Genomic DNA, 22,053 nt, shown 5'->3' with positions numbered 1-22,053 from the left:
ATTTTATGTCATTATTTTGTAGAAATGCTTTATGCATAGAAACCTCCTGTTTGTTTGTGTTTGTCGTGATTCACAAAGTAAACAAGGAGGTTTCATTTTTAAAAGTTCTCCCGAAAAATTCGGGATGACTCATGTTGGGTGAAACATATTTATTCATTTACCTTTTCTTATTGCAAAACAAAAATTAAAAAATGTGTTATCCCAAAGTGTAACATTGGGAATATTCTCTAAATGTTTATCAAAAAAGGCGTTCGAAAAACTTATTTCGAACGCCTTTTTTGATAAAAAACTACTATATATAACTTGGCTAGAGACGCAATCATTGCGTCTCTACTGCTAGAATAAAAATCATACATTCAATTACTAAACTGGGGATGCCTCATGTTTTATATAAATCAACATCTCAAAAGCCAATAGCTAATAAGTTAATATGCAAAATAAAATTTAATTTTTGAGACTTCGGCTTTCAGCTTTGGGCATTCGGCAAAACATATCTATCGTTACTAAAAAACGATTTAACACTCTTTGCCTTGTGCCTGTTGCCTAAAACACAAAAGTTAAGTCTAATTTTACACGACTACTTAACTGATAACTCCTTTAAATCGCTCCTTTAGCTTTCAATATCAAGTATTTATTGATGGTGTTAATTGACAACTGTTGTGGACTTGTCAATAATGCTTGAATCCCATATTGCTCTAACTCTTTCACAATCAGCTTTTTTTCATAATAAAACTTTTCTGCAATAGTTTTTTTGTAAATTTCTGCCGTTGTCGAAGCGGGTTGTTCAAGGATATTCTGTAGTCCCGTATTTTCAAAGAAAACGACTAATACTAGATGTTCTTTGGCAAGCTTTCGAAAATGAGGCAACTGACGACGCATAGAATTGACCGTTTCAAAATTGGTATAAATTATCAACAGGCTTCGTTGCTTGATTTGCTTTTTGACATGGATGTACAATGCCTCATAGTCACTTTCCTGAAAAAGTGTTTGTTGGTGGTACAACATATCCAAAATACGGTGAAGTTGTCCCGATTTACGGTCGGCCAAAAGCGTCTGATTAATTTTGTTAGAAAAAGTAATCACCCCCGCTTTATCGTGCTTGTGTAAAGCGATATTTGACAACACCAAGCTCGAATTAATCGCATAATCCAATAGCGTTAGCCCATCAAAAGGACTTTGCATAATTCGACCTTTATCGATAAGACAATAAATCGACTGCGCTCGTTCGTCCTGATAACTATTAACCATCAGCTCATTGCGACGAGCTGTAGCTTGCCAGTTGATCGTTCGAATATCGTCGCCTTGTACGTAGCTTCTGATTTGTTCAAACTCTTGCGTATGTCCAATTCGTCTGATTTTTTTGATACCGACATCCGTTAATCGGTTCGAAATCGCCATTAATTCGTATTCTCGCATTTGCAAAAATGAAGGATAGACGGCTACCATTTTATCTTTTTCAAACTGAAATCTCCGTTGTAGCAAACCCAAAGGCGAACTCACAAATACATTTAATGCGCCAAATAGATATTCTCCTCGCTGGGTAGGTCGGAGGGTATATTGTAAATTTTGGGTTGTATTACTTGCTAGTTGGGTATCTATCTGAAAATCTCTTTTTTGAAACTGAAAAGGAATTTCATCAACCAAGCTAACTTTTACCTCAAAACCATAGCGGTTTTCTAATGCTATTTCGATAGTATTTTGGTCGCCATTGGACAAATGTTCTGGAATAAATCTTTTGGCAATAAACGTTTTTTGACTCCCCAATAACATCGCTAAGTCTACCAAAAGCATTCCTCCAAACGCCAAGCTCAATAATACAGAAATATTGAATAGCCAAGGCAATACAAATGCCAAGCAGAAAAGACTAATGAGAGCGGTAAATCCCCAATAGACAGGCTTATTGATATAGATAGATAAGATTTGTTTCACGAGAAAGTGGAATTGTGCGAGTAAGACAACAGCATAGAACTAGACTCTTTGCTATTGGTAAATTTGAATGGTTTTTTCCATAAAATCAAACGCTTTGTTTCAACTTTAAGGGTAAAGTTTTTTAAAATGAATGAAAGAGGGAAGATTGAACATACTCGAAGGTTTTGAATGCAGCAAAGAAGCTTCTATTCATTGAAACTCGATACGATTGGCAGTTTGAGCTTTTTTTCGTAAACTTGTCACGAAAGCCTAAGAGAATAGTGTTGTTGGAAAAGGCTTGTAAAAATAAATTCTTGCTTGTGCTTAGGCAAACTTGTACAAAAACTTACTTCTTATTGACTGATGAATTCTCGCGCAAAAATAAAACAGGTATTTGATGAAATGGGTAAAATCGTGGTGGGGCACGAGCGCCTTACCAACCGATTGTTGATTGGACTTTTTACTGGAGGACACGTTCTTTTGGAAGGTGTGCCAGGTTTGGCCAAAACCCTTACGATAAATACACTAGCTAAAATCCTCGATTTGAATTTTCACCGTATTCAATTTACCCCCGACTTATTGCCTGCCGATTTGATTGGGACGATGATTTATAATCGTAAGCTCGATGATTTTGAGGTACGCAAAGGACCTATTTTTGCCAATATTATTTTGGCTGACGAAATCAACCGTGCACCTGCCAAAGTGCAGTCGGCATTGTTGGAGGCGATGCAAGAAAAGCAAGTAACCATTGGCGACGAAAGTTATATTTTGGATAAGCCTTTTTTGGTACTAGCTACCCAAAACCCTGTAGAGCAAGAAGGTACGTTTCCGTTGCCAGAAGCTCAGGTTGACCGTTTTATGCTAAAAGTATTTATGGGATATTTGAGCAAAGAACAAGAACTAGAGGTAATGCAAAAAATGTCAAATATGGACTTTAATTATAAGCCCAAAATTATTTTGACAAAAGAAGACATATCTAATATTCGTCAAGAAATTAATAAAATTACGATTTCAGAAACTTTAGAAAGATATATCATCGAATTGATTTTTGCGACACGTAAACCTGGAGATTACGGCTTGAGAGATGAGGCTCGTTATGTACAGTTTGGTGCATCACCGCGTGCAACGATTAACCTGAACCTTGCCGCAAAAGTATTAGCTTATCTTGATGAAAGAGACTACGTATTGCCAGAAGATATTAAAGAAATAGCACCAGATGTACTAAACCATAGAATTATGCTCAATTACGAGGCCGAAGCTGATGGTATAACCACTATGCAGGTAATTGATACGATTTTAAGAAGAGTGGCTATTGGTAGATAAGTTGAAAAAGAAACCATTTTGACTTTAGTAGTTAAAAATCTGAGCTTTAGCAGTAGAGACGCAATGATTGCGTCTTAATCAGCGTCATATCTAGCACGGTAAAATCAAAAAAGGCGGTCGAAAACTAATTTCGACCGCCTTTTTTGATTTTACTACATTATGTCTGATTCTGCCTAAGACGTAAAGTATTACGTCTCTACAAGAGAATATAATTTCTAGAAAAATCACTCAATTAAGGAAAGGATGTGTTAGTAGATTTATTTCTTCATCACAATCACCTTCTTTTTAAAATAAGTAGCATAGCACTTGTTCCAAAGATGGTCTTGATTGTCTTTAATTTCATCGAAGTACAAGGTTTTAGGAGCGTGTTTCAAAGGTGTTACATAAATGGTATCTGCTTTTGACTCCTGAATTAGCTTGTATCTAGCCGTCATTTCTTCATCATATCCTTTGGCATTTCCTGAGCGAATATCCGCATACATAATTCGTAGATTGGTACTTTTTGACCAAGCAAATAACGACCATGCTGTTAAGCCCAGTACAAAAACAACGTTGTGCAAAGGTAAAGTGATCAGTTTTGGAAACTGATTTAGGATACTTAATATCAAGTAAAACCAGCCTGCTAAGAAAAACACATAAATGGCATTCTTGACACGATCAGGCACGCCATCAGGGTTACCGTAGTGAATCGCAAAAAACATTAACGTAAGCAAAACCCCAAGGCTTACAATGGTATATAGCAAATTGGTTTTGAATAATGCTATCTTGGTATTGGGTACAAATTTTTGATACCATGCCGCAAACAAAAGAGTCATAGGCAGGAGTGGGCTATAAACTACCCATTGGAAACTATCTTTGAATGTTGATTTGATTGCCTTTGTTACAGCCAAGACAATATTACCACTCAAAGCGCCACCTTGCATACGAACTTGGTTACCTGGGGCTTTGATTACCAAGAAATACGCACACAACACTGCTACAATGCCAAGCATGGTAAAAAACTTGTCAAAACGCTTTTCGAAAAGAAGAAAATATAGCCAAACCAGTCCTAAAAAAGCAATAATCATCAACATTACCACTTCGTTTGAACCTACAATAAAAAAAACTAATGTGGCACAAAGCAAGGCTATGGCATTTTGAAGAGATTGATATTGTGGAGAATAATATCGTATGAGCACAGCCACCAAATACATCCAATAGCACACCGATATGGGAAAAATAAAGACTGAAGTGTACCAGAAAAAATTATCAATAATACTTGCAGATTCAGCAATATAAAGGCTCAAAAATGCTCCTGTAAGCACTAGTTTATTACTACGACTTGTTGGAATAAACTCTCCAATCATCAGGTAAAATGAATGAAATAGTAGCGCCAAAATGAGAACAGGCATAATCTTGACAAAGCCAAAATAACCAAATGCCAGCGGTGAGGCATGGAATAACATGTTAGAAATATATCGCCCTGACCAGCCTTCGTAGTATAAACGCTGACCCTCCCAAAATCCATAATCACGGGTCATGTAGGCAAAGCAATAGTCGTCTGCTACAGATGGATGATTGAAATAGCCCAAAATCGCAATGGGCACTACACTAAGTAAGAAAATTACCCAGATAATCGAATGCGAAAATGCTTTAGTTTGTATAAGTTTCAAAACCGAACGTAAACTAGAGTGAATGAATATGAAAGAAGCCTACCTAGACTCAAGTAATCGTGCAAAATAAAATTGCATTAATGTGCTTTAGGCTATAAGCCGTAGGCGTTAGGCAAAAAAGCTTTAATTCCTCCATGAAAAAAACTATTTAACTTTCAGCTTACGGCGTATCGCTTAATGCCTACTGCGGGTAAAATTCTTTTAATTTTACCCGCTAACTTATGCGATGATGTGCGGTAATAAGAATTTTAGAACGTATAAACTCTTATTGCCTTCAAAGGTATCTTTCAAATGATCATATTTAAAAGATACCCCTAGCAAAATTACCTGATTTCTTAGATTTTCTTGTTAGCCAATTAATAAATACTCGCATTGATAGAGAAAAGCATCATTTGCCAAACCTTTTATTCAAGATAGGATAAATCAAAATAGCGATTAAAATAACCCCTGTTCCTGCATAAAAACCTAAGTTCATTTGTTCTTTTTCTCCAAAAATCAGATAGGCAAATATAATCCCATAAACAGGCTCTAGATTGAGGGCAAGATTGAATATAAAGGCTGAAAATTTAATCAGTAAACCTATCGTAACAGTGAACGCATATACCGTACAAACCAAAGATAATATCGCCAACCAAAGCCAATCCCAACCATGTGGAATTACTTGGTCGATGGTTAAGTAGCCACTTTTGAGTGTATAGAGCAATGGAATCAATGAGGTAATCGCTGCGCCTGTCATTTCGTAAAATGTGATAACCTGCGAAGGAAACGACTTACCAAGTTTGGAATTAATTACCGAAAATAACGCACTTAGCATAGCTGCCAAAATACCTAAAATCAAACCCCAAATATGCTTTACTTCTGATAAAAAAATCATGCAAAGTCCACCGATGACTAATAAGCCAAGCAGCACTTCATGTGGACGAACTTTGCGTTTGTAAGTAATAGGCTCAATAATACTTGTCCACAAAGTAGCGGTGGAAAAGCCAGCCAAGCATAAGGCTACATTGGATATTTTGGCAGCAAAGAAAAACAAAAACCAATGTAATGAAATCAAAAATCCTGTTGATAATAACTTGATTGCTCCCGAGCGATCTATTTTTAAATCTACCTGACGAAACTTTAACACAAAATATATTCCAACAGCAGCAATGGCAGTTCTGAAAAATACAGTACTCAAAGAATGTACAGAGATAAGAGTCCCTAATATCGCCGTAAAACCAAGTAATAATACAATGAAGTGTAATTGGATATAGTCTTTGGTAGTTTTGTTTTGCATAAAATCTGTTGTTTAATCAACCAAGGTATACTTGTTTTAGAACAAATGAAATAAAAGTGGCGTATAAACAAAAATGAGTTAACCATTGAGTTAGTAAACATTAGTCCATAGACACGCTGTTTCCTAACTGAAAAGTTAACTCATTTAGAGGATTTGAAAATTGTGAATGATGAGTGTAAAGTACTGATAGTTATATTTTTAATTTACAACACACAACTCATAATTCACAACTCATAATTCATTTCTATTATCGTGGAATCGTATAGTACAGTAACACTCCAATACCGCTAAAAATAATATTGGGTAACCATACTGCTAGGAGAGGAGGCATCGTTCCAGACTCGGCCATGCCTTTACTCATCATAAAAAACATGATATAAACAAAGGCCAGCATAAAGCCCAAAGCAATCTGAAATCCAACGCCGCCACGCGATTTTCGTGCCGATACAATCAAACCAATCATCGTTAGGATGATAATTGCAAAAGGGTTTGCAAATCGCACATATTTTTCTACTACAAAAACCTCAACACCGTCGGCACCACGAGATTTTAACTTGGCAATATGCGCATTTAACTCTGGCAGCGTGAAGGTTTCATGAAGTTGATAATTACTATCAAAATCTTTTGGTGAAAGATTAATTGTGGAGTCGATTTTGGTACCATACGTCAACTTTTCTTTACCTTCTCCCTCAAAGGCACGGATACGATAATCATGGATTGTCCATTTGTGACGAGTGGTATCCCAAGTAATTCTTTCTGCCATCAACTTGCTCATTAGTTGATTATTCTGAATTTTTTCTAGGGTAAATCTATAGCCTGTATTCGAGTTGTTGTCGTACGTTTCCATATAGGCGTACGTGTCTGGTGCAACTTTGATATGTACATCTCTTCCACTGAAATAGTAGGTATCAATGACATATTTCCGTTCAAATTTGATACGAGTTTTGTTCGCAATCGGAATAATCCAAGCTACCATGAAAAAGGTAATAACCGCAACCAGTGCCGAACCCATCAAATATGGTCGCATTAATCTCAGAAAACTCACCCCAGTACTCAAAATCGCAATAAGTTCGGTTCGAGCTGCTAAGTTTGCCGTAAAAAATACCGTCGAAATAAACACCATTAAGGGACTAATATAATTGGCCCAATACGGTACAAAGTTGAGGTAATAGCTAAAAAGAATTTCCGAAGTAGGCGCTTGTTTTTTGATAAAGTTGTCAACCTTTTCGGTGTAGTCAATCACCAAAATAATAGCAACAATGATCAAAACCGCAAAAACGTATGTCTTGAGGAATTTTTTTAATATATATAAATCTAAAATCTTCATGCCTAAGCAAAGGTTGGTATATAGTCGAAGAACGAACGAGCTATGGATTTTTTTACAAAGCTAAATAAAAAACCTCTCATTTTCAGAGAGGTTTGAGATATGCCTAGTGTTAGGTTGTGTTAAATATATTTAAAAAAACCTAAAGTATCTGATTACAAGTTTTACAAACGCCTTGTACCAACAAATTGGTTTCGACACGTTGATAACCTTCGGGCAAGGCAACTTGCGGAATCGTTACGTGGTCGAGACAAGTGGTAAGCCCACACTTAGTGCATTTAAAATGCACATGATCATGATGATGCTTGTGGTCGTCGGCATGACAATTGTCTTTGCAAAGGGCATATTTGATCCCCCCCTCATCGTCGAGTACTTTATGGATAAGTCCTTTGTCTAGAAATGTTTTGAGTGTACGATAAACCGTTACACGATCAAACTTTTCAGACATTTGAGTTTCCACATCAGCATGAGCCAATGCGTAGGCTTTTGTTAAGAATATATCTAGAATCTCTTCGCGACATTCTGTTTGGCGAAGGCTATAGGCCTTCAAGGTACTTTTAATTGCGCTCGCATTCATAAGTTTACTCGCTTAAAATACTAGACTCATATTGTAGTTTCACAAGGTTGGCATAAATACCTTCTTCTTGTGAAAGCAATGCCTCATGACTTCCTGATTCGGCTATCTCTCCGTCTCTCAATACATAAATCGTATCAACATTTCTGATAGTTGCCAAACGGTGTGCAATGATAATCGTTGTACGATTTTGCATTAGCTTATCAAGCGCATCCTGTACCAATTTTTCTGATTCAGAATCCAACGCACTAGTTGCTTCGTCAAGTACCAAAATTGCAGGATCTTTCAAAATAGCTCTTGCAATAGCAATACGCTGACGTTGTCCACCCGATAATTTTACACCTCTTTCGCCAACGATAGTATCAAATTTTTCAGGGAAAGACTCAATAAAATCTAAAGCATTGGCTTTGCGAGCTGCCTCCGTAATTGCGGCTTCGGTAGCATTAGGTTTACCATAAGCAATGTTTTCACGAATGGTACCTCCAAATAACATGACTTCTTGTGGCACAACAGCAATATTTTGACGTAAGGCTGTTAGGTTATATGATTGAACATCTTGACCATCTACTAAAATCTTACCACTATTCAATCGATAATAGCGAAGTAATAAACCCACAATTGTCGATTTTCCACCACCTGAATAGCCAACTAAAGCAATTTTTTTACCAGCTTCTACCTTCAGTGAAATATTTTTCAATACTTGCACATCTGGGCGAGATGGGTATGCAAAAGCAACATTATCATACACAATTTCACCTTTTACATGTACAGGTGTTACTGGCTCGTTAGTAGATACTTCCCCTTCTTCGTCTAAGATTTCAAGGATACGCTCTGAAGCGCCAATCGTTCTTTGGATTTGGGCATAAATATCTCCTAAACCACCTACAGAACCACCAATAAAGCCAGTATAGATAATAAATGTCAATAATTTATCGAATGTCAATTCATGATTTTGTACCAAATGACCACCGTACCAAACAACTCCTACAATAGCTCCAAACAAAACAAAAATGATAAATGAAATAAAGCTACCTCTAAATGTGGCAGTGCGAAGTGCCCAGTTTAATACTTTTTCGAGTGAAGTTGTATAACGATTTACTTCAAAAGCTTCGTTGGTAAATGCTTTTACGACATTCACAGATTGAAGGGTTTCTTCTACGATTACATTGGTTTGTGCTAATTCATCTTGTACTTTTTTAGAATTTTTACGAATAAACTTTCCAAAAAAGAATGCTGCTACTACCAAAATCGGGAAGGTAGAAAGCATGAATAGCGTAAGTTTTCCTGAGAAATAAATAATCAAACAAATACCTCCAATTAAGGTAAAGATTTGGCGGAAAAACTCAGCTAATGTAACCGAAAGAATATCCTGTAATTGAGTTACATCCGAAGTAATACGGCTCATTAGTTCGCCTACACGGTTTTTTTCGAAGAACGTTACAGGCAAAGAAATCATTTTGCCATAAAGCTCCTTACGAATATCTCGAATCGAGCGCTCTGTTACTCTCGAAAAAGTGTAAACTCTAAAAAATGAAAACAAAGCTTGTGCTGCCAAAATTGCTAAAAACAACAGTGTCATTTGGTCGAGCGTTAGCTTTGGCAAGTTCATGACCGAGCTACTTTGCATTTGCTGCATCATAGGGTTACTCGACATCGTCTGCATTTGTTGAGCGTCATTGGGCGAAAGGATTGAAGCCACCATTTGTCCCATCAACAAAGGCACACTCATGGAGGTGATTTGTGATAAAATTAAAAAGATAAATCCGATCGCAAATGTTCCTTTGTAAGGTGCTGTAAATCTAAAAATCGATAACGCTTTACTTAATCCTTCTTTGGTAATTTTCTTTTTATCCTGTGGAGAAGCACTGTCTCCAAATCTATCGCTTCGCTTTGCCATGTTTGAATAACACTGTTCTCGATTCGCTGACAACAGTTGATATTAAATGAATTATTAGTTGGTTTGACTATTAGTTTAATAGTCTTAAATTTCTTTAATCAATCTCGAAATTATAACATAAAATCGAGCCAAATGGTTGACTCCTTGATATTATTCTTCGTCAGGTAGTCCTTTGTATTTAGATGCCTCAAAAATACGCTGTGCATCATGTTCTTTCATCAAATCCTGAATAGTGAGTTTTTCGTCATCATAATAGTATTTCGAAACTATTCTGAAGCCTACCCATCTACCAATACCGCCAGGGCAGGCAGGACCAATTTCGGGTGTTGAAGGACGTTCGCCAATATACTTTCCTTTAACGGGGTCTTGGGTCGAATACAAAAGTTTGTTATCAATAAAATAGGCCCATACTACTTCTTGATTAGCATAGGTCGCATTCTGCTGTTCGTCAGAATAACCCAAAAATACGCTATCTGCTTTAGAGGGCATCATTACTTTTCCAAAAACATAACTTTTCCCATACCAAACCATTTCGGCTAGGAGTGTTCTATCTTGTGTATTGGTAGCGTTATATCGGCTCGAAAGTTGTAGTACAGCTTGTGGCGCTATAACTGATGGCGACATCTTTTTGATTTGATAATCATATACATCAGGCAGATATTTGCCTTTTTCACCCATAAAATAATCTATGCCAACAACAATTGTCGAATCATTTACGCGTAGCTCTGGATTAAGGATTGTTCCTTGCCCGAAAAAGCCTGTAAAAATAGTATAAATTTTAGGTTCTTTAAAGTTTGGATAATAGTACTTGATATGCTGAAAGGCTTCTTTGAAGTCGTTTTCAAGATTTTGATTGCCAAAAAACTCCTTTTCTTGAGACTGTTGGTAAAATTCTTGTAAAGCTGGATTACTAATTTGTGGAAATAGTTTGTTTGCCAACGCAGGAAAAGAAGCAGGCGTTGTGTTGAAATATTGACTAGCAAAGCCTGCGTATTTTTTCAAGAAAACCAAAACGTCTTCTTCTGTTTTACAGGCAAAAAGTTCTTTGTCTAAATGCTGAATCTTAACGTCGACTTTAACATTACTTACATCAGGTTCGCCATCTGTATTGTTGTTACAAGCCCAAAGGCATACTGAAACTAAAAAGAGAAGTCCTATTTTTGCAAAAATTTTCATGCTTGTGGTAGCTGTTGAAAGCAATCAGGGTTCAAATGAATGAGTTGATTTATCGAAACAAAATATCGCAGGGATATTTTAAGTTACTTTTGAGCTTTTTAAGTAATAGGAAAGATTAAATTAATCATATATCTGTGGTACACTTCAATAGTATCCTTCTGATGATGAGTGTAATCCAATAACGGATATACTATTAGCTAATAACTTTTTTACTTATTTGTTAAAACGAGATATTGAAATGTTCAAACCAACACTATCGACAAAATAAATTGAATGATTGTCTGTTTTATAGTTTGAAAATCAAAAGTATAATCATACAATACTCCTTAAAAACTTACTTAGTCAATCAAAATATATCAGGTAAGTACCTGCAAAATTATGAAGAAAAACGTATTAATAACCCTTTTTATTCTAGCTAGTATTACAAATGTCCTAGCCCAGAATCAATTATGGTCATCGAGTTTGTCGTCGGCCTCTCGTGAATACTGGGGCGGGCGATTCAATAACATGTCAATCGGCTTTAAATTTTCACCAGCTATTACTTTTGTTTCTTTCGAAGGCGTCAAAAACTTTAAAGGAATGTCAGATGGTGCAGCCAAAATAAATATGACTGTAGGACCAGTAGCCGATTTTTATTTTGCTCAGAAATATGCTTTTAGTACTGGTTTGTGGTACACAGTAAAAGGTGTCTCATATAATATTTACAATAGCTTTTATGATACAGATGTCTTTGTCCAAAAGCCTTTGACCAAAGATGAAATTAAAGCCAATGCCGCAGAGTTTAATCTTCAATATCTACAAATACCTGTTTCGCTTAAAATCTTTAGTGAACAAGTAACCCCAGGAATGCCTTTTTATATCCAGTTTGGAGGAACCTTGGATATAAATATTGCAGAAAAGCCTGTCAATTACGCCAAAAATGCTTTAGTGCAATACCGTGACAGAGTATCTCCTAATTCAGGGATTTTTGGTTTTGGAGAAGCCAATTTACTATTGGGAGCTGGATTTGAAAAAAAATTAGGTACGGGAACAGATGCCTTTTTCTTTGGATTACAATATCAAAGAGGACTTTCGGAAATCAACAGAGGAAGTTCATTTGCAGATATGATTACCAAAACCAACCAATTAGTGATTGATTTTGGATTGAAGTTTTAGGAGATCCATAAGCTACTTTTAGAAAATCAGATATAATAAAACATGAGTCATCCGTAATTGAGTGATTGAGCGGATGAGTGATTATTTTTAATCTACATTTTCTAGTATAGATGGAATGCTTTAGAGTATGTTTAAATTTCATAAGTCATTGAAACGATACGTATTTACTTTTCTGAAATCCTGTTGTTTGAGCCGCAGGCGAGTTTAGGATTTCTTGACTTTCTTTTGCGGCCGCCGCTGCGGTTACTTTTCTTGTGTCAAGACAAGAAAAGTAAGGAGTTGCGAAAGGAAATATTGTTTCTACTACAAATGCCAAATAAAATTTTCAAACATACTCTTCTCTCACAATTACACTATTCCCTAATTAACATTAGCCGTATTATTCTGATTAACTAGTGCTAAAACGCTATCTAAATATTCTCGTGAGTTGCACAATCGTGGCACTTTGTGTTGTCCACCCAATTTACCTTTACTACGCATCCATGAATAAAAGGTATCTTTCTGCACCACGTTAATTTTGGGAGGAGTTAGTACCATATCTTTATAGCGCTTGGCATCATAATCTGAATTGATAGAACGTAGTGTCTGGTCTAAAACTTGATTGAATACCACTTGGTTATCAGGTTCTTGGTCAAACTCAATAATCCATTCGTGGCAACCACTTTTACCACCATCCATATACACTGGTCCCGCAGTATAATCATTGATAATCGCCCCTGTAGCTTCACACGCTTTGGTGATAGCTATATCTGAGTTTTCAACAATGATTTCTTCGCCAAAGGCGTTGATAAACTGCTTGGTACGCCCTGAAATTTTGAAACGATAAGGATATTTAGTCGTAAATCGAATCGTATCGCCGATTTTATAGCGCCATAATCCTGCATTCGTAGAAATGATAATAGCGTAATTTTTTCCTATTTCTACTTCATCTAATGAAACTGCCTTGGGGTATTCTTTTTCGATTTCTTCCATAGGAATAAATTCATAAAAGATACCATAATCAAGCATCAACATCATTTCGTCTTTGCGTGAAATATCATCTTGTACACCAAAGAATCCTTCAGAAGCATTATAAATCTCTAGATAATTAACACTTTCAGAAGGAAAAACTTTATTTCGGAACATATCCCGATAAGGATGAAATGCGACTGCTCCATGAATGAAAAATTCAAAGTTGGGCCACACTTCAAGAATATTGTCTTTACCTGTAATTTCTAAAATTTTGTCAATTAACACCAATGTCCATGTAGGAACTCCCAATATACTTGTGACATTTTCTTGAGAGGTAACTTCCGCCATTTTTTGGATTTTCTCCTCCCAAACATCCATCAAAGCTACATCCAAGGAAGGCGTACGAATAATCTGAGCCCAGATAGGCAAGTTTTTCATCACTACCGCCGATACATCGCCCATGACACTACGTGAATTCAATTGATTGGACGATAAACTTCCACCAATCGATAAACCTTTGCCACTAAAGACTTCGGTATCTGGTTTGTTTTCTACCAAAAGCGTCATCATATCTTTGCCACCCATAAAATGGCAATCATCGAGACATTCTTTCGACACAGGAATAAACTTACTACGGGCATTGGTAGTACCAGAAGATTTGGCAAAATGTTGGATATTCGAAGGCCAAAGAACATTCTGTTCTCCTTTCATGATTCGTTCAATAAAAGGAAACAAATCTTCATAAGAAGAAATAGGAACACGTTGCTGAAAGTCCCGAATAGAAGAAATACTACGGAAATCGTATTTTTTACCCCACTCTGTATTCTTAGCAGTTTGGATTAATTGCCAAAACATCGTCTCTTGCGTATCCATCGGCCTATCCATAAAAGCCTGAATACGAGGAAGACGCTTTTTCATGAGCCAAACTAGCGTTTCATTTAGAAAATCCATTCGCTAACAAATCTTATAAGTGTTCTAAACAAACTTAACAGAATAAATTGATTGTGTCAATATCAGAAAACTAACTCGTAGGTATTTCTGCACAAATGCAGATTTATTTTTTATTCAGAAAACAATTCAAAAGAAGTGTGCAAAATGTTGTTTGAAGACTGAATGAGGCGGTAAATGTCAGAGTTAGAGGTTGAATAAGGATAATGCACAAAAGACAAGCAAGATAAGTTAGTAGGCAAAATTAAAATAAATTTTACCCGCTTTAAGCTCTAGGCTTTATGCGGTAGGCTAAAAGTTAAATAGTGTTTCTCATGAAGCAATAGAAACTTTTTGCCTAATGCCTACGGCTTACAGCCTAATGCGTATTAATGCAATTTTATTTTGCATTAATACTTAAGTATTAGTGCAAAAATAAGATTTAAGTGATGCGCTTTAGGCACTAGGCAACAGGTTTTTATAATTGTATAAACACACCTTTATTTTTTAGCTTATAGCGAAATAAGGCTGTGGTTATTTAAAAACTATTTGCCTGATGCCTTTTGCCTAGTAGCTTAAATCTTATTCTTTTATTTTGACATAAGAATCGTTTTATTTTCTTCTTTTCAATGCCAAATCATGAGACGTATCGTAATACGTTCTTAGATTCGACCAGTCGAAGGTATCCGAAATGCTTTCGACACGGTTACGCTGGGTGATGCGTTCACGTAAACTTTGTTTGACAAACTTCAATAACATTTCCGACAACTGTTCTGCCGCTTTATAGAAGTCTTGTGTTTTACGATTTACTACCATAACGCCCCAATGTTCGTAATCACGCATGATTTGCATCATATAATCTCCAAAACCTGATAAGTCAGAAGTAATAGTTGGTACGCCACGAGCTATACATTCGAGCGGCGTGTAGCCCCACGGTTCATAATAACTTGGGAAAACTCCAAGGTTACAACCACGTACAAATTGTCCGTAATCAAGACCAAATAGTGGATTAGTCGAAACAATAAAGTCTGGGTGATAAACAATTTTTACCTTATCCTCAGGATTGTTCATCAAGTTAGATTTTTGAACAAAATCAGTAATACCGTCATTTTGCTTTAGCAAGTGCGTTACGACTTTTGGACGTTTGTTGTTTTTCCAAGTCTGAATCGTTCTTCTCAAGCGTAAACGCCAATACTCATCCACAAAGTTGTTCAAGTCTGGCATTTGTAAATCGCTCGACGATGCAGACGCTTTGAAAAGCTGCTCGCCCACTTGTTTTTCGATAGAATTACAAGTTTCACGGATTTCGTCCATTACCGCACGTGAATGCAATACTTCTGGGTCGATAGAGTGATAAGGTTGTTTGGTAATAAAGAACATTACGACCGTCTTATCAATCTTAGCTTGCTTCATTTTCCAGTTTAAGCGAGCCAACGCTTCAAGGGTCAAATCATAGCCTTTGTTGCTATACTCATAACGCCCTGAGGTAAAGAAGTATAAAGTTTTCTCAAGATTGAATGGTTGACTTTGGAAGAAGTGCCCCATCACAAACTCATTGATACGGTCTTTGTATTTGGTATGTAAGTTTTGATGCTCGTGCATAGCCGAAAATCTTGTGATATTCAGACCATTAGGTAAAATCAAATCAGGGACTTTTCCTAATAAAAACTCACATTCTTTGGCAGTGACATCACTCACCGTGGTGGTAACATGTGCCTGTAATGCTGCCAAACGTTCTAACGTGGCTTGAGCTTCAATACCATAATGACGAGCTTCTTTGAGCCAGTCGAAAGTATCTATTTTATCGTAAAAATTTGGTACGTTTCCAGCCAGATAACGACCCAACATGGTAGCATGAGTAGTGAAAACTGTTGCTACTTTAATTTGGTCTTTGCGCAAATCAGGGATAGCCGAAGCTGCCATCCATTCGTGGAAATGCGCTACAATGTCAATTTTATTTTGTTGTTCTTTGGCTAATTCGGTCAAAAATACACGAACCATTTCACCAAAAGCAATCACATGACTTACTAACTCCTCAGTATTTAAGGTCGAAACCTGATGACGCTCCCATAGTCCAGCTTTGAGAGCATTGATATTGTTGTAGATTGACCAAAAATCAAATAGGACAATGCGTGGTTTTCCAGTTACGAGCCAGTAACCATAATGCACAGCATAGCCCATCGAGCGCATTTTCTGAACCGTTTTGCCTAAAACAGAGTCATCCAAATCATGAATAGGTTCAAACTCGGCAGAAGCTGTTTGTGGGAAATATGGACCTAGTAAGAAATAGTCATCGCCCCATTTCTCCACCATTGAAGGGACCTTTGTACGAATTACAGTATAAATACCACCTACTTGGTTGCAGGTTTCCCAGGCAATTTCTATTAATATCTTTTGTTTTTGGGTAGCAGATTGTAAAGGATTTTGTATTTCCATCGGCTCTTAGTTATAAGGTTTGGCTGCTTGTACCAAGCTATTAGGTTGCTAATATATAAGTATATTCAATGAATAGGAAACTTAATGCCATATTTCTATTTTGGCTCAAAATGGGCAATTTGGGGCATTTCTTAATAAAATCTAATTATCAAAAAATATAGATAAAAGCCCTCAAATCCGCTAAATACAAAAGCCTTATCGAAGTGCTTTTGTTATAATTAATTAATAGTCAGATTGTTATGTTTGGTATATGTCTTGAGGTAAATATAATGACTTTAATATATACTATTTTTACCATTTTATAAGTACGCCTATTTAGTTGTGTAGAATAAGGTATGTACAATTATTTCTTTGAATAGTTCTTTAAGTCATAGACGGAAAATCTTTTCCCGAATAATAAGTTATTATTTTTTGGCTCATAAAAAATCCCTTCAAACTACAAATGAAAGCTTGAAGGGATTTGTTGCATCTACAGGAATTAAAGAATAGAATTAATAAAATATCGTCAACGCTATTTTATGTCTTTAAACGCTGTGTTATTCTTTTTACTTCATGTAATAATCTGAATCGTAAACTTTGGTGACACCTTCTTTGGTAAGCGTATAGCTAAAACCTTTTTGAATTGAATATGCACCATATTCGCCTTTTTTATTAACAGCCAAATAACCAATCTGGAATTCTTTGTAGTTATATCGTTTGACAATACGCATAATCGCAGCTTCACAAGCTTGTTGTGGTGTATGTCCATTGCGCATCAGCTCTACAATAAGGAATGAACCTAGGGTTTTCAATACAAACTCTCCTAAGCCTGTGGCACAAGCACCGCCCACTTCATCGTCGCAAAATACCGCGGCACCAATTACTGGAGAGTCACCTACACGGCCGTGCATTTTGTAAGCCATACCGCTAGTGGTACAAGCTCCAGATACTTCGCCTTTTTTGCCTAATGCCAAAAGCCCAATGGTATCGTGGCGTTCGATATTAATTTTTGGCTCGTATTTAGATTCTTTTTTCCATTTCAACCAAGCCTTTTTAGAACTTTCGGTTAGTAAGTTTTGCTTTTTGAAACCTTGCGAAAGAGCAAATTGCAAGGCTCCTTCACCCGATAACATTACGTGTGGAGTTTTTTCCATCACAGCACGTGCTACCGAAATAGGGTGCATAATACCCTCAAGAAAAGTTACCGAGCCAGCATTACCCTTTTCGTCCATGATGCAAGCATCCAAGGTAACATGACCATCACGGTCGGGCAAACCGCCATAACCTACCGTAATTTCATTGGGGTCTGCTTCAGGAACCCATGCGCCAGCCTCTACAGCATCGAGTGCACGACCTGTTTTTTGAACCATCGCCCAAGCAGCTTCATTAGCTTTGACGTTGTTCCAAGTAGAAATAATAATCGGAAACTCAGCAGGAGCTGAATTTTGAGCTTGAGTTTGATGAGCTGCTAAGGTAGAAAGTCCAGCCAAAGCAGAGGTTTGTTGAATAAAGGTACGACGTTTCATATCTGAAAAATTGGATGTTTGGGGTACGGTGGAGGTATGTTCAGTTATTCAAATAAGTTGTTACTCAATCTATAAAAATAGAATTCAAAAATGCTAAGCAGATTTGAATAGTGCTACCACGGCACGAATTTTTTCGACATTTGAATACATCACACCATATTCGGGTACTTCCGAAAGACCGCCCATGACAATATCTTCTTTTCTATACTCCATTTCGGAATCTCTGGTTGATTTGCCCGTAAAATGTAATGCATTAGGTTTTAATTCTGCTAATTTCAGAGCATTACGAACATTTACCCCACTTCCAATCATCACCTCAATACGTCCATTGGCTTGCTCAATTAACGCTTTAAGATTGTCAGCTCCTTCTTCCGCTAGATTCTTTTGTCCTGAAGTTAGGACACGTTTGCAACCTGCTTCAATAATATCTTCGAGTGCTTGAAGATAATCAGGAGTCATGTCGATGGCACGGTGAAAAGTAACTGGCAGAGGATGAGCTATTTCGACGAATGCCTTTGTCTGTTCAACGTTGACACGACCATTTTTTTCTAAAATACCTAAAACAAAACCATCTGCTCCGAGTTGTTTGGCAGAGAGCATATCTTGTTTCATTTGCTCAATTTCCAATGCTGAGTAGCAAAAATCGCTACCACGTGGACGAATCATGACATGCACCTCGATAGAAGTATGTTGTTTGGCTAGTTGAATAAGTCCTGCTGATGGAGTTGTGCCACCTTCGTAAGGCGAAGCACACAGTTCGATACGATTGGCGCCTCCTTGCTCGGCAGCGATACATGATTCGAGCGAGTAAGCGCAAATTTCAATTTTCATAAAATATTACCAGAAAAAAGGGATTTTTAAAATATATGTAAAGGTATCATTTCACGTGACTTTTGATGAATCATTTAATAAAAAAATTTAATAAGTACTTAACAAGATTTTATTTAACGGTAAAAAAATACCAAAGTTTCATGTTTGAATAGCTTAGATACGGTAACCTAGGGTAAACATAATGCTGTAGCTTTGGCTGGTTAGCTCAAGGGCAGAAGATTTGGCCGTAGGAGAGAGGTTGTACATATAGCTCCCGACAAGTCCTAATCTTACGCTATGTAAGTCTTTGGTAATACCAAGCTCTGTTTTGAGTCCCCCATACAAATTTTGGAAGTTATAACCTTGGTAGTAACTTTTGAATTCTTTTTTTCCAGAAAGAATATTGGCAAATGGACCAAGTGAAACAAAAACGCTGGGGCTAAAGGGTTTTTCTGTAGTAATCAAATAGCGAAATTGAGTATTGAGATGAATAAAACTTGTTTGTTCACAAGCGTGATCAAATCCAGTACCCAAAAGAGTATCGTCTTGCTCGTGTCCACCGACTTGTAGGTAACCTATTTGAGAAGATAAATAAAAATGCTTTTTCTGTAAATAATCAATCCCAAGGGCGGTGGCATAACTAGTATTTCTTTGAGTAAGAATATCGAGTTTGAGCTCATTTCTGAATGAACTAAACAGAATACCATTGTCGATTTTAATAAATTGAGCTTGAGCCGTAGGAGAGAATAATAAGAATAGTGCGTAGTAAAGGAGTTTTTTTAGACTGAAATGTTTCATAGAGTGTGAAGAATTAATGTAGTGTAAAATATGCTGCAAATATAGTCGTGATAGAATATTCTTCAAGACAATATCCAGAATCTTATTTAAGTAAAATCGTTGGGAGAAGATTTTGTTAGGATATAGGTATCTATAGATTCATAATCAATTAGTTATGTGTCTCTTTCGTAAAAACCCAAAAATTAAAGGCACTTTTCAGAAAAAAACAGGGTTTTGAATATACTTTTTTATAGAAAAATTAGTTAATTACGCATGAGAAAATCAAAATAGAGATAGTATTTGGGCTTTTTTGTAGAAATAGAGAAAAAAGGTAGGCAAATAACCCCATATTTATCATTTTGAAAATTTATTTGAATTATCTAAATAATTACAAACCAGTAATGTTGGTAATTTCAAAAAACTTGTACTTTTGCAGTCCTATTAAATCAATCAAAAAAATAGGGGTAAAATAAGCATTTATAAAAGACATAATTAATTTATAGTCAGTTGTTTGCTCTATTACCTTCGTTTAATCAGTAACCAAATTTAGAGAAAGAATATGTATTGGACACTAGAACTTGCATCATACCTAGAAGATGCTCCTTGGCCAGCAACAAAAGATGAATTAATTGACTATGCGATCCGTACAGGTTCGCCGTTAGAAGTAGTCGAAAACCTACAAGAATTGGAAGATGATGGTCAACCTTACGAGAGTATCGAAGAAATCTGGCCAGATTATCCTACAAAAGACGACTTCTTCTTTAATGAAGACGAATATTAATTAATCCTCATAAAATGCCACCTCCAAGGTGGCATTTTTGGTTGAGGTCCATTTGGTAGTCAGTAATGCTAAAAGCTATTACTCGATTGCTGTAAACTTTTAAAGCTATGTCTCTTATTCTTTCTTCTTCTCTCGATACACAGGCACAAAGCCGCTTATATGTACTAAATCAAAGTGATAACTTATCCACACAGTTACACGCTATTGCCCAGTCTGAAGCATTTGACGCAGATATTTTAGCGAAGGAGTTTAAGGCTGAGTTAAAAGAAACGTTTTCGTTTTATACCGCTCAAGCCCAAAAAGTATTTTTCTTAGGATTAGGAAAAAATGCTGACTCTGCACAAGTAATCAAGGCTTTACGCTATTTCTTTCATCACCAAAAAACAAGAATAGCTGCCAAAATAGATATTATCGTTTCGTCTTTGAATCTTGAGCAACTCGAATGGGTTGCCAATGGCATTGTGTTGGGACAATACAACAGCAAACTCTACAAAACAGAAAGTGAAACTGTTTCAGAGGTATTTGGTCAAAATGGTCAGATTAACCTAGTCGCTGGTGAATTATTCGGTGAAAATGCCAAAAATTTAGTTGATAAAGGCATTGCCACAGCCGAAACTCAAATGGAGATTTTTGATTTGATGAATGCTCCAGCCAACAAGAAAACGCCCCAGGTCTTATGTGACTGGGCTGTAGCTTCTGCACAAAAATTTGGTTATTCTGCTCATATCATCGACCGACCTGCCCTAGAGAAAGATGGTTTTGAGGCGTTATTAGCGGTAGGTCAAGGAAGTGAGCATGACCCTGCTATGATTGTGGTCGAATATCGTTTTCCTTTGCCACAAAAAACAATTGGGTTGGTAGGTAAAGGGGTAACTTTTGATACAGGAGGTATTTCTATCAAATCCTCTACCAATATGCACCTTATGAAATCGGATATGGGAGGAGCTGCCGCAGTGTTAGGTACGGTAGAATTAGCAGCCAAACTCAAACTTCCTGTGCACATTATAGGGGTTGTGCCTACTTGTGAAAATGCTGTAGACGCCAAATCTTTTAAGCCAAGCGATGTTATTGGTTCTTATTTAGGAAAAACCATCGAAATAATCGACACTGATGCTGAAGGACGCGTGATTTTGGCGGATGGATTGGGGTATATGGTCAAAAATTATAAAACCGATTATCTAATTGACTTGGCTACTTTGACGGGAAGTTGCATTTCGACATTGGGCTATCATGCAGCAGGACTATTTACCAACAATGACCAATTGGCAACTCGTCTTAGTAACGCTGGTTCACGTACAGGAGAACGTTTGTGGAGGCTGCCTTTGTGGGATTTGTATAAAGAAGATATAGCTTCGGATATAGCCGATGTCAAGAATTATTCGGGAAAACCTATGGCAGGAGCTATCTCTGCGGCTAAATTTTTGGAAGTTTTTACCGAAAATCATAATAGCTGGGCACACCTCGATATTGCAGGTACAGCCTTTGGTGATACAGAATTCGTTCCAAGCCGAGCGGGCACTGCCTATGGTATTCGTTTGTTGATTGATTTTATTGAAGGAGTTTTGTAAAAGAAGACAACAG

General features: G+C 36.8%; 16 protein-coding genes. 4 read left to right on the top strand and 12 right to left on the bottom strand.

Features of this window, described 5'->3' with window-relative positions; all coding sequences use genetic code 11:
• Window positions 1-597 precede the first annotated feature (597 nt).
• Window positions 598-1,929 (bottom strand): DUF58 domain-containing protein, encoded by a 1,332-nt coding sequence (locus GVN22_RS24030; RefSeq protein WP_370520478.1) that lies wholly within the window; start codon window positions 1,927-1,929, stop codon window positions 598-600.
• 342 nt (window positions 1,930-2,271) lie between these two features.
• On the opposite strand from GVN22_RS24030, the gene GVN22_RS24025 reads away from it, so the two are divergent.
• Window positions 2,272-3,231, top strand: a complete 960-nt coding sequence (locus GVN22_RS24025; protein WP_166553547.1) for a MoxR family ATPase — start codon at window positions 2,272-2,274, stop codon at window positions 3,229-3,231.
• A 257-nt stretch (window positions 3,232-3,488) separates the two neighbouring features.
• On the opposite strand, the gene GVN22_RS24020 is transcribed toward GVN22_RS24025, so the two are convergent.
• From GVN22_RS24020 to GVN22_RS23995, 6 genes are all read right to left on the bottom strand, one after another.
• The gene (locus tag GVN22_RS24020; protein ID WP_166553546.1) at window positions 3,489-4,883 is read right to left on the bottom strand and encodes a DUF6056 family protein; all 1,395 of its coding nucleotides are present in this window, start codon (window positions 4,881-4,883) and stop codon (window positions 3,489-3,491) included.
• A gap of 388 nt (window positions 4,884-5,271) precedes the next feature.
• The gene (locus GVN22_RS24015; RefSeq protein WP_166553545.1) at window positions 5,272-6,159 is read right to left on the bottom strand and encodes a DMT family transporter; all 888 of its coding nucleotides are present in this window, start codon (window positions 6,157-6,159) and stop codon (window positions 5,272-5,274) included.
• A 247-nt stretch (window positions 6,160-6,406) separates the two neighbouring features.
• Entirely contained in the window at window positions 6,407-7,486 is a 1,080-nt protein-coding gene (locus GVN22_RS24010; RefSeq protein WP_166553544.1) for an LptF/LptG family permease, read from the bottom strand.
• A 139-nt stretch (window positions 7,487-7,625) separates the two neighbouring features.
• A complete protein-coding gene (locus GVN22_RS24005) occupies window positions 7,626-8,060 on the bottom strand; it encodes a Fur family transcriptional regulator (RefSeq protein ID WP_095166376.1) in 435 nt (144 codons plus the stop codon).
• A 4-nt stretch (window positions 8,061-8,064) separates the two neighbouring features.
• Window positions 8,065-9,954, bottom strand: a complete 1,890-nt coding sequence (locus GVN22_RS24000) for an ABC transporter ATP-binding protein (protein WP_166553543.1) — start codon at window positions 9,952-9,954, stop codon at window positions 8,065-8,067.
• Between the two features lie 150 nt (window positions 9,955-10,104).
• Window positions 10,105-11,130 (bottom strand): gliding motility protein, encoded by a 1,026-nt coding sequence (locus tag GVN22_RS23995; RefSeq protein ID WP_166553542.1) that lies wholly within the window; start codon window positions 11,128-11,130, stop codon window positions 10,105-10,107.
• 378 nt (window positions 11,131-11,508) lie between these two features.
• On the opposite strand from GVN22_RS23995, the gene GVN22_RS23990 reads away from it, so the two are divergent.
• On the top strand, window positions 11,509-12,285 hold the full coding sequence (locus tag GVN22_RS23990) for a porin family protein (protein ID WP_166553541.1): 777 nt from the start codon (window positions 11,509-11,511) through the stop codon (window positions 12,283-12,285).
• Window positions 12,286-12,645: 360 nt separating this feature from the next.
• Here the strand turns inward: GVN22_RS23990 and GVN22_RS23985 are convergent, their stop codons facing one another.
• The 5 genes from GVN22_RS23985 to GVN22_RS23965 all read right to left on the bottom strand — a co-directional run bounded on the left by GVN22_RS23985 (window position 12,646) and on the right by GVN22_RS23965 (window position 19,712).
• Window positions 12,646-14,154, bottom strand: coding sequence for a GH3 auxin-responsive promoter family protein (locus GVN22_RS23985; RefSeq protein WP_240915757.1), 1,509 nt, complete (start codon window positions 14,152-14,154; stop codon window positions 12,646-12,648).
• Window positions 14,155-14,775: 621 nt separating this feature from the next.
• Window positions 14,776-16,599, bottom strand: a complete 1,824-nt coding sequence (locus GVN22_RS23980; protein WP_166553539.1) for a glycosyltransferase — start codon at window positions 16,597-16,599, stop codon at window positions 14,776-14,778.
• 545 nt (window positions 16,600-17,144) lie between these two features.
• The gene (locus GVN22_RS23975) at window positions 17,145-18,104 is read right to left on the bottom strand and encodes a N(4)-(beta-N-acetylglucosaminyl)-L-asparaginase (RefSeq protein WP_166553538.1); all 960 of its coding nucleotides are present in this window, start codon (window positions 18,102-18,104) and stop codon (window positions 17,145-17,147) included.
• A 93-nt stretch (window positions 18,105-18,197) separates the two neighbouring features.
• Window positions 18,198-18,935, bottom strand: a complete 738-nt coding sequence (locus tag GVN22_RS23970; RefSeq protein WP_166553537.1) for a copper homeostasis protein CutC — start codon at window positions 18,933-18,935, stop codon at window positions 18,198-18,200.
• A 153-nt stretch (window positions 18,936-19,088) separates the two neighbouring features.
• Window positions 19,089-19,712, bottom strand: coding sequence for a hypothetical protein (locus tag GVN22_RS23965; protein ID WP_166553536.1), 624 nt, complete (start codon window positions 19,710-19,712; stop codon window positions 19,089-19,091).
• A gap of 538 nt (window positions 19,713-20,250) precedes the next feature.
• Between GVN22_RS23965 and GVN22_RS23960 the strand changes: the two genes are divergently transcribed.
• Both GVN22_RS23960 and GVN22_RS23955 read left to right on the top strand, forming a co-directional pair.
• Window positions 20,251-20,472, top strand: coding sequence for a DUF2795 domain-containing protein (locus GVN22_RS23960; RefSeq protein WP_026997867.1), 222 nt, complete (start codon window positions 20,251-20,253; stop codon window positions 20,470-20,472).
• A gap of 107 nt (window positions 20,473-20,579) precedes the next feature.
• Window positions 20,580-22,040: a M17 family metallopeptidase gene (locus GVN22_RS23955; protein ID WP_166553535.1), complete on the top strand. Its 1,461-nt coding sequence runs from the start codon at window positions 20,580-20,582 to the stop codon at window positions 22,038-22,040.
• Window positions 22,041-22,053: the final 13 nt, after the last annotated feature.

The organism is Cellulophaga sp. BC115SP (genome assembly GCF_009905545.1).
Lineage (GTDB): Bacteria > Bacteroidota > Bacteroidia > Cytophagales > Spirosomataceae > Flectobacillus > Flectobacillus rivi.
This window is presented reverse-complemented; position numbering and strand designations above follow the sequence as displayed.